The organism is Rhodococcus sp. P4_B6 (assembly GCF_056402215.1).
In genome coordinates this window covers 21,270-30,595 of the sequence record NZ_JBFUHV010000105.1, presented here as the reverse complement: position 1 = coordinate 30,595, position 9,326 = coordinate 21,270, and the positions used below count along the sequence as shown (strand labels likewise).

General features: G+C 65.4%; 8 protein-coding genes and 1 tRNA gene. 4 read left to right on the top strand and 5 right to left on the bottom strand.

Going from position 1 to position 9,326, the window contains the following annotated elements; translation table 11 throughout:
- Positions 1-45: 45 nt before the first annotated feature.
- The 3 genes from AC1DWT_RS33930 to AC1DWT_RS33920 form a co-directional block, all read right to left on the bottom strand.
- Complete coding sequence (locus tag AC1DWT_RS33930) at positions 46-1,026, bottom strand: ribose-phosphate diphosphokinase (protein WP_072941005.1); 981 nt, start codon at positions 1,024-1,026, stop codon at positions 46-48.
- Positions 1,023-2,525, bottom strand: coding sequence for a bifunctional UDP-N-acetylglucosamine diphosphorylase/glucosamine-1-phosphate N-acetyltransferase GlmU (gene glmU / locus AC1DWT_RS33925; protein ID WP_072941003.1), 1,503 nt, complete (start codon positions 2,523-2,525; stop codon positions 1,023-1,025). The genes AC1DWT_RS33930 and glmU overlap by 4 nt, the downstream gene beginning before the upstream one ends.
- Positions 2,526-2,601: 76 nt before the next feature.
- A tRNA-Gln gene (locus AC1DWT_RS33920) sits at positions 2,602-2,672 on the bottom strand.
- A gap of 238 nt (positions 2,673-2,910) precedes the next feature.
- Between AC1DWT_RS33920 and AC1DWT_RS33915 the strand changes: the two genes are divergently transcribed.
- The 3 genes from AC1DWT_RS33915 to AC1DWT_RS33905 all read left to right on the top strand — a co-directional run bounded on the left by AC1DWT_RS33915 (position 2,911) and on the right by AC1DWT_RS33905 (position 5,249).
- Positions 2,911-3,522 (top strand): TetR/AcrR family transcriptional regulator, encoded by a 612-nt coding sequence (locus AC1DWT_RS33915; RefSeq protein ID WP_241031699.1) that lies wholly within the window; start codon positions 2,911-2,913, stop codon positions 3,520-3,522.
- A 117-nt stretch (positions 3,523-3,639) separates the two neighbouring features.
- Entirely contained in the window at positions 3,640-4,281 is a 642-nt protein-coding gene (locus AC1DWT_RS33910) for a ScbR family autoregulator-binding transcription factor (RefSeq protein ID WP_072940999.1), read from the top strand.
- Between the two features lie 131 nt (positions 4,282-4,412).
- Positions 4,413-5,249, top strand: a complete 837-nt coding sequence (locus AC1DWT_RS33905) for a polysaccharide lyase family 20 protein (protein ID WP_241031523.1) — start codon at positions 4,413-4,415, stop codon at positions 5,247-5,249.
- 128 nt (positions 5,250-5,377) lie between these two features.
- Here the strand turns inward: AC1DWT_RS33905 and AC1DWT_RS33900 are convergent, their stop codons facing one another.
- Entirely contained in the window at positions 5,378-6,154 is a 777-nt protein-coding gene (locus AC1DWT_RS33900; protein ID WP_477924033.1) for a class I SAM-dependent methyltransferase, read from the bottom strand.
- A 249-nt stretch (positions 6,155-6,403) separates the two neighbouring features.
- Positions 6,404-7,774: a glutamate-1-semialdehyde 2,1-aminomutase gene (locus tag AC1DWT_RS33895; protein ID WP_477924032.1), complete on the bottom strand. Its 1,371-nt coding sequence runs from the start codon at positions 7,772-7,774 to the stop codon at positions 6,404-6,406.
- Positions 7,775-7,980: 206 nt separating this feature from the next.
- On the opposite strand from AC1DWT_RS33895, the gene AC1DWT_RS33890 reads away from it, so the two are divergent.
- Entirely contained in the window at positions 7,981-9,324 is a 1,344-nt protein-coding gene (locus AC1DWT_RS33890) for a polysaccharide pyruvyl transferase family protein (RefSeq protein ID WP_477924030.1), read from the top strand.
- Positions 9,325-9,326: the final 2 nt, after the last annotated feature.

Sequence of the window (9,326 nt, the reverse complement as noted above, 5' to 3'; positions counted from 1 at the left end):
TTTCCGAGTCCCTGGACTCGTCAACCACTCACAGGCGCGAAGCGCCTAAGCGTTGCCGTTGAACAGCGACGTGACGGAGCCGTTCTCGAAAACTTCCTTGATGGTGCGAGCCAGCAGCGGCGCGATGGACAGCACCGTGAGGGTCGGGAACTTCTTCGACTCGTCGATCGGGAGCGTGTTGGTGACGATGACTTCCCGCGCACCACATGCGGCGAGGCGCTCGGCCGCCGGGTCGGACAGGACGCCGTGGGTGGCGGCGATGATCACGTCGCCCGCGCCGGCTTCCTTGAGGATCTTCACGGCGCCGGCGATGGTTCCACCGGTGTCGATCATGTCGTCGATCAGGATGCAGGTGCGGCCTTCGACGTCACCGACGACGCGGTTGGACTTCACCTGGTTCGGCACCAGCGGGTCGCGCGTCTTGTGGATGAACGCCAGCGGCGCGCCGCCGAGGGTGTCGGCCCACTTCTCGGCGACCCGGACGCGACCGGAGTCGGGGGAGACGACGGCGATGTTGTCGGTGCCGTAGTTGCCGCGGATGTACTCGGCGAGCTGACCCTGCGCGTGCATGTGGTCGACGGGGCCGTCGAAGAAGCCCTGGATCTGGTCGGTGTGGAGGTCGACCGTGATGATGCGGTCGGCGCCGGCGGTCTTGAGGAGGTCGGCGATCAGGCGAGCCGAGATGGGCTCACGGCCGCGGTGCTTCTTGTCCTGGCGGGCGTACGGGTAGAACGGCAGGATCGCGGTGATGCGCTTGGCCGATCCGCGCTTGAGCGCGTCGATCATGATCAGCTGTTCCATCACCCACGTGTTCAGCGGCGCCGGGTGGCTCTGCAGCACGAAGGCGTCGGAGCCGCGGACCGACTCCTCGAAACGGACGAAGATCTCGCCGTTCGCGAAGTCACGGGCAGTCTGCGGGGTGACCCGCACGTCGAGTTCCTTCGCGACCTGTTCGGCCAGCTCCGGATGCGCGCGACCAGAAAAAAGCATGAGGTTCTTCTGGTTGTCGATCCAATTCGCGGTCACTGCTCTATGCCATCCTTTAAATCTTGCTTCTCGGTTTCGTGCAGATCTGAACTGTGGTGCGGTCCCGCGGCGGCTGCCGCCTCGGCGGCGGCGGTACCGGGCCGATTTCGTTGCACCCAGCCGTCAATATTGCGCTGCTTCCCTCCGGAGACCGCGAGTGCCCCCGGCGGTACGTCGAAACGCAGCACCGTGCCGGCGCCGGTGTAAGCACCGTCACCGACCTGTACCGGAGCGACGAACATGGTGTCCGATCCGGTCCGGACGTGTGACCCCACCACCGTACGGCTCTTGGCGACGCCGTCGTAATTGACGAACACGCTCGACGCACCGATGTTGCTGTACTCGCCGATCGTGGCGTCGCCCACGTAGGTCAGGTGAGGAACTTTGGTGTGTGCCCCGATGTCGGCGTTCTTCGTCTCGACGAAGGCGCCGAGTTTGCCGGACGCACCGAGGACGGTGCCGGGACGCAGGTAGGTGAACGGGCCGACGGTGGCGCCCGCGCCGATCGTCGATTCCGAGCCGTGGGTACGCACCACGCTGGCGCCTTCGCCCACCGACACGTCGGTGAGGGTGGTGTCGGGACCGATGACGGCGTCCTCACCCACGGAGGTGGTGCCGAGCAGCTGCACACCGGGATGGATCGTGACGTCGCGGGCGATCGTGACGCCAACGTCGATCCAGGTGGTCGACGGATCGACGACGGTGACCCCGGCCCGCATCCAGTTCTCGACGGTCCGGCGGTTGAGTTCGGCGGCCAGCCTCGACAGCTGGACGCGGTCGTTGGCGCCTGCGACCTTCGCGGAGTCGGCCAGGTGGGCGGCGAAGACGGGTGCGCCGGCCTCGCGGGCGATCTTGACGACGTCGGTCAGGTACAGCTCGCCCTGCGCGTTGTTCGCGTTGAGCTGCCCGAGCGCGGAGCGCAGGAACTCGGCGTCGAACGCGTACACGCCGGCGTTGACCTCGGTGATGGCCGCCTGCTCCTCGGTGGCGTCGGCCTCCTCCACGATCTCGGCGATCTCACCGTCGTGGGGCAGACGGACGATCCGACCGTAGCCCCGGGGCTCGGGGGCGGTGAACGTCAGCACCGTGACCGCCGCGGGGGTGGGTTCGCTGCGGTGCTCGTCGACGAGAGCGTGCAGGGTGCGGCCGTCGAGCAGGGGGACGTCCGCGGCGGTGACCAGCACGGTCCCGTGGAAGTCGGCGGGCAGGGCGGACAGGCCGCATTCGACGGCGTGCCCGGTGCCGTTCTGCTCCTCCTGTACGGCGATCGCGATCGGGCGGCCCAGTTCCGTCTCGAGCGCGCCGACGGCCACTCCGACGCGTTCCTTGTCATGACCGACGACGGTGACGAGGTGCGTCGGATCGACCTCCGCGGCGGCGTGCAGGGAATGCGCCAGCATCGTGCGTCCGCCCAGGGTGTGCAACACCTTGGGGGTCTTCGACCGCATCCGAGTTCCCGCGCCGGCGGCGAGGACGACCACGGCGGTCTGCACTGGCATGAAGCTCCCTCTGGGTCGTTCCACTCTTGCTGTTCTCGACAGCTCCACCTGCAGGGATTATCTCCGCAGGCTTCTGCTCCGCCGCCAGGACTCGAACCTGAACTATCTGAACCAAAATCAGAGGTGCTGCCATTACACTACGGCGGATTGCCACACACACGGGGTGTCACGCCCGTTTGCGCGAGAGAATCCTCGCATGCCGACCCGCCGGACGTCGAACCGCTGCCGAAATTTGTCCCGAACGCCCCGATAGAGTGGGTGCTACCTGCAGTGTTTCGGCGCTGCCCGTGGCGCTTCGTCGTCGCGAGTGTCAGGAAAGGATGGTGCCTCGGTGCCCCGACCCACGGACGTGGACGCGACCCCCGAGAGGGCGGTCCGCACCCGGATGACCGGCACGCAACGCCGGGAGCAGTTGATCGAGATCGGTCGAGCCCTGTTCGCGGAGCGCGGCTACGAGGCGACGTCGATCGAGGAGATCGCACAGCGCGCCCACGTCTCCAAGCCTGTCGTCTACGAACACTTCGGCGGTAAGGAAGGCCTCTACGCCGTGGTCGTGGATCGGGAGATGTCGCGGCTGCTGGAGATGGTGACGTCGTCGCTGAAGCAGAACCGTTCCCGGATCCGGGTCGAGCGGGTGGCGCTGGCGCTGCTCACCTATGTCGAGGAGCACACCGACGGATTCCGCATCCTCGTCCGCGACTCGCCGGTGGCGGCGCCGGACGGAACGTACTCGAGCCTGCTCAACGAGGCGATCGGCCAGGTCGGGCACATCCTTGCAGGCGACTTCGCGCGGCGAGGCTTCAATCCGGATCTCGCCCTGCTGTACGCGCAGGCGCTGGTCGGAATGGTGTCCACTACCGCGACGTGGTGGCTGGACGAGCGGACGCCGCCGAAGGAGGTCGTCGCCGCCCACCTCGTCAACCTGTGCTGGAACGGGCTGACCAATCTCGAGGCGGATCCACAGTTGGGCACCGATCGGCCCCGCGCGACGCCGTAGTGAACGTGTTCTCGTTTTCCGACTCGCGGTTCAACTTCCGGAGGGCTGAGCCTGTCAAGTGCTAGGGTTCGCTGGAGTTTGCGCGCCCCGTCGGGGGGGTTGTTCGGGAGGCAGTCGATGGCGAGACAGGTTCGAGCAGAGGTAACTCGGGCTTCGGTCCTCATGGCGGCGGCCGACGTGTTCTTACGGCTCGGCTACGCGAATGCGGGTCTCAACGAGATCATCGAGCAGTCGGGTGTGACCAAAGGTGCGTTGTACTTCCACTTCAGTTCGAAGGAAGACCTCGCTCGCGGTGTCATCGACGAGGGACAGATCCGCCTCACGGCAGGTATGACGTCCGTGAGTGACGGGCCGACGCCGGCACTGGAGGCGCTCGTCGCCCTGTCCTACGTGGCGATCGAGGCCGCGAGTGCCGATCCGATCGTCGCGGCGATGTTGCGGCTGCAGCACGAGATCGGCGACTACCAGGGCACGCACGGCAACGTCGTGGCGTCGTGGCAGCAGGGTTTCGAACGACTCGTCACCCGCGCGCTCGAGGAGGGCGACATTCTCGCGGAGGACGACGTCTCCGCGACGACGCTGTCCACGTTCTTGCTCGGGTCGCTGCTCGGGGCTCACGTCGTCGCGAGCGCGACGGGCGCCTTCGACGATCTCCCGCGTCGCATGGAGCGGGTCTGGTACTTCATCCTTCCCGGTCTGGTCGAGCCGTCGAAGCTCGTGTACTTCCGCCAGTTCGCTTCGCGGCGCCTGCTGCGCTGACCGGAGCCACTAGCTTCCAGATGTCAGGCTGAGTACGCTCATCATCAAAGTGATGGATAGCTCTCTTGCCTATGTTGGGGGCGGACAGAAGGCTGTGGGAGGCCGCGCTCACCCAAAGTGATGGAGCCACCATGTTCCGCTCGCGTCCTGTGTTTGCTTCGCGTGTGGCCGTTGCGGCCGTCGTCGTTGCCATGTCGGTCACACCGCTTGCTGTGACGGTAGCGGCAAGCGCCGCGCCGACCGCGGGGCGGGTCTTCACGGGCGACTACAGCGGCGGCAACTTCTCTCAATGGCCTTCGGTGCAGAACAAGAGCTACAACGGCCCCGGAACGGGCTACGTCCCCACCTATTCCGCGAGCATCGTCCCGGACGCGACATATGGCCAGGCCGCTCGCTTCGAGGTCCGCAGCGGCGACGCCCCGTCGTTCGGGGAAGGTGAGCGTTCCGAGGTGGCGGCCGGGAACGACACCGGCGGCTTCGAGGGCCAGGCACGCTGGTATCAGTTCGCCACTAAATTCGACTCCACATTTCCACAGAACCACGCCAGCCTGGGCTGGGGCCTGACGAACCAGTGGCACCAGGACGTGAGTATCGGAAGCCCACCGGTCGGATGGTATGTGAGCCAGCGGAACGGTTACTGGTCGCTCGTCGTCAACAAGCAGTCGCTTCCCGGCGCCGATCTGGAAACGCTGTCCATCTTCGACACCCCACTGGACGTGGGGAGTTGGCATGACGTGAAGATGCAGATCAACTGGTCGGCGTCGGACGCGACCGGATGGATCAAGCTGTGGCTCAACGGCGTACGGCAGACGTTCGCCAACGGTGCCGACACATATTTCGTCCGTACACTGATTCCCGGCACGTCCACCGTCTATTACAAAGAGGGCTACTACCGGGAACAAATGCAACCCACCGGTGTCGTTTTCCACGCGGGATTCCGGTGTGCCACCGAGGAGGGGGCGCTGTAGGCGACAGCCGACGGTCCCGCCCTGTGAATCACATTGCGACGGATCTGGACGTCTGCTACCCCAAATCGCTTATCTCGCAGGGAAAGTGAAATCAGGGCGCGGCGGGCCTCGTATCCCTTCGGTCTGAGCTACCTGCGCTCGGCGATCAACATGACTTCACGAACCGCGAGTGGGCCGGCGAGCCTGGCACGAAGGGACTGCGGGGCTGCCTGCAACGGACGCTCGATGATCGCCTTCACTGCGACCGGCACATACGCGTGACGCTTCATCCTGCCGAGGTGTGTCAATATCCGACTCGGCACGGCGCGGCCGCGCACGCGCCGGAAACCCGCATCGCGCAGCATGGCGCCCAACTCCCCGTTGGTGTATTCCTTCAAGTGAAAGCCCGTGGCCACCGGAGTGAAGCCGCGCGAAATGTCCCATGGACCGGTCAGTCGACTGGGTGTTTCGATGAGAAAGCGTCCTCCCGGACGCAGAATCTTCCGTACCGCGGCCAGATGCTCGGGAACATCGTCGGGGTGCAGGTGCTCCATGACCTGACGGCTTACCACGAAATCGGCGGAGGACGGCGGGAGCGGTGGGTTGAGGACGCTACCGACCATGAAGCGTGCGTTGGCCGGTCGCTCCTGGTCCGCCAGTTTCACCATCGTGTCCGAGGCATCGATGCCGATGCAGTCGCGCACAGCGGGCGCGAACCGGCGAATCAGCGCCCCTGTCCCGCAGCCTACGTCGACCAAGGTGTCCGTTGGCCGAGTCAGCGCTCCGTACTGCTGGAACCATCCCTCTTCGAAGGCTTCTTCGGACGCCGCGTCCGTCACATGCGCTCGATGCCATGGAACCTCCTCGAACAGGCGGTTGTATACGTCACGAGTGACGGCCTCCCGCGTGTCGGGGGTGCTGGCCAACAGCTCCTCGCGCAGTTCGCGTTCGATGTGCCAGTGAACTCTGTCCCGGTCTTCTGGCGGTGGCCAGTGCTTCGATGGCTCGCCCGGTGGATGAGACATATCGATCGAGTCCTCCCGTGAAACTGAAGTGAGGGTTCCGGCCGAGACCTCCCGAGAGCTCTGACCAGGAAGGATCGCTCGAGGACGGAGATCCGCCTTACACACTTCAGTGTAGACATCGGGGAGGCGCCTCCGAGGCGAACCCGGCGACTAGTCCGATGGGCCGATTCTGCGGGGTGCGGCATACCGGCGGAGGGCGGGGGCGACGGGCCGGCCGCGGAGGAATTCCRCCACGCTGCCGGATTCGATTGCCTTGCTGTAGATCTGCAGGGCACGTCGGGTCGCCTCGAGGGTGTGGGCGATGTCCGCCGGGGTGTGTGCTGCGGATGTGACGAATGATTGACCGAGCACCCCGCCCGACAGCAGTTCCTGTAGGAAGAGCGTGCGGAACTCCTGCGATGGTTGACGTTCGGGGTCTCGGGTGACGAAGACGAGGCAGGATGGCCTGCCGATCACTTGGACGTAGTCTGCGACACCCATCTCTGCTGCGGCTGCGTTGACACCATCGGCCAAGAGCTGTCCCGACTGCATCATGTGCGATATGGGGTCTTCGGTGGCGTAGACGTGAACGACCGCTCGGAAGGCCGCCAGCCCGGCGCACTCGGGGCCGTGCGTGGTCGACAGGAGAAACACACGCTCACGGTCCGTATTCAGGCCCCCTAGGTCCATGTACTCACGTTTACCGGCGAGGGCCGAGATCGGAAAGCCGTTGCCCATGGCCTTTCCCCAGCACGACAGGTCGGGTTCGACCGAGTAGACCGACTGTGCACCGCCGGCCGACCAGCGGAATCCGGTAATCATCTCATCGAAGATGAGTAGTGCGCCGTGTCGGTCACAGAGGGTGCGGACCCCCTGCAGGAAGCCAGGTTCCGGCTCCGCCGTTGCGGTGGCGGCTTCGAGGATGACACAGGCGATCTGACCGTGATTCGAGTCGAAAAGTGCGCTGAGCGAAGCGAGGTCGTTGTACGCGAAACCGGCGGATCTGGCGGCGACATCGGTGGGGACGCCACTGTTCATCGCGGTGGTACCGATGAACCAGTCGTCGACCGAGAAGAAGGGTTGATTGCAGATGGCCACCACATCTCGACCCGTCACCGCCCGTGCAAGGCGGACCGCGGCGGTGGTGACGTCCGACCCGTTCTTGGCGAACTTCACCATGTCCGCGGCGGGAACCAGTTCAAGGAAATCTTCCGCGGCATGCAGTTCGAGTTCGGTCGGCCGGCTGAAGTTCGTCCCATCGGCGATCGCCGCACACACGGCGTCCGTCACAGGACGGTAGCCGTGTCCCAACGTCACCGATCTCAGACCCATGCCGTATTCGACAAAACTGTTTCCGTCCGCATCCCATACGCGGGCGCCTGAACCGCGAACGAGGACGGGCGCCATGAAGTCCGGATACTGGTCGGGTCCGCGCGCATAGGTGTGCGCGCCGCCCGGGACCAATCTGTTCAGCCGGGACTGCAGTTCGTTGGAGCGTGTGAACGACCTGCGGGCTGAGCCGTCGTCGCGTGCAATCGACATAGCCGAACTCCGGGGTGTGGAGGGTGCAGTGCCTACAAGTGTGCGGTACTGTCGAGACGAGTCTCTCCCCGCTGGGGTGCACTCGCAAGTGGCGTCGATCGGAAATCTGTTCCCCGGCTGCATCTGACGAGACTGTTGTCGGCCCAGCGCTGCTGCGCGAGACTGGAGCCGTACTCGATATCTCTCCGGACCGTTCAAGGACAGTAATGGCGAACTATGAGGCCGACTCGACGGGCATCGACAGTTCGACTGTGCGTGTATTGATCGAGAACGGGGAGTACTGGCTTACCAATCGAGGTGACCTCGCCATCCTCGACGTCACCRTCCGGCGCCTGAGTGAGCGATGGCCGGGTGCGCGGCTCGGCGTTCTGACCTACGCACCGTCGTTGCTGCGCGCGTTCGCTCCCGCCGCCGAGCCGGTGACCTATCGACGTGGGAGCAGATGGTCACGATCCGGACCGTGGTGGCAGGTGCCAGCGTACGCCGGGCCCCGGTTGGTCGGCCCGGTCTCGGCGGGCTGGTGGGCTGTCTCTGATCGTCCACGGCACTATGCGCGCAAGGTCCGGGACTCCCTTCGCACACCGACCGCCGTGCCGGACGAAACCGGGCGCATTCCGCGCATTCCGATGGCCGTCCGCGATGCCTCACTGGTGCTCGCGATGGGCGGCGGCTACATGACCGACGTGGATCCCTACCAGGCTCACCGCACCCTCGATCTGCTCGAGCGTGCGGCTGACCTGCACATACCGACCGCGATGTGCGGACAGGGCATCGGACCGCTCACAGGAGAGCACATACTCGCTCATGCCATGCGTGTCTTGCCCAAGGTCGACCTCATCGCGGTCCGAGAGCAGGAGCGAGGTCCCGCTCTCCTGCGGTCGCTCGGCGTGCCTTCCGAGCGGGTCGTGGTTACCGGGGACGACGCGGTGGAGTTGGCCTACGGCATGCAATCCGACACGATTGGGACCGACATCGGGGTTTGCCTTCGCGTGGCCGGATATTCCCCGGTCACGGACAGGGCGCAGGATGTCGTCGGCCGTGTGTTGAGGGGGTTCGCCGGCACGGTCGACGCTGGTCTCGTCCCGCTGATCGTCTCTGAATACGAGGCCGAAGATCGTCACTCGACGATGCCGTTGGTCGACGGGTTCCCGATCGTGAGACCCACGGTGGGGCGCTTCGCCAGTGCCCGGGACCTGGTGTCCGAGGTGGCGCGATGTCGTGTACTCGTCACCGGCGCATACCACGTTGCGGTTTTCGCTCTCGCCCAGGGAATTCCGGTTGTGGGCCTGTCGACTTCGCGCTATTACGACGACAAACTCGGTGGCCTGAGCGGGATGTTCCCCGGCGGTGTCGAGTTGGTTCAGCTCGCTGAGGACGGGCTCGACGAACGGCTCACGCGCGCGATTCACCGCATGTGGAGGGAGGCCCCGGGTCTGCGATCCGACCTGCGTGCGCAGGCACGCGCGCAGGTGTCTGCGAGCAAGCAGGCGTTCGAGCGAGTGTTCGCGCTCGTCGAGTCGGAACAGGCGCGCCGGGCTACGGAACGATAACG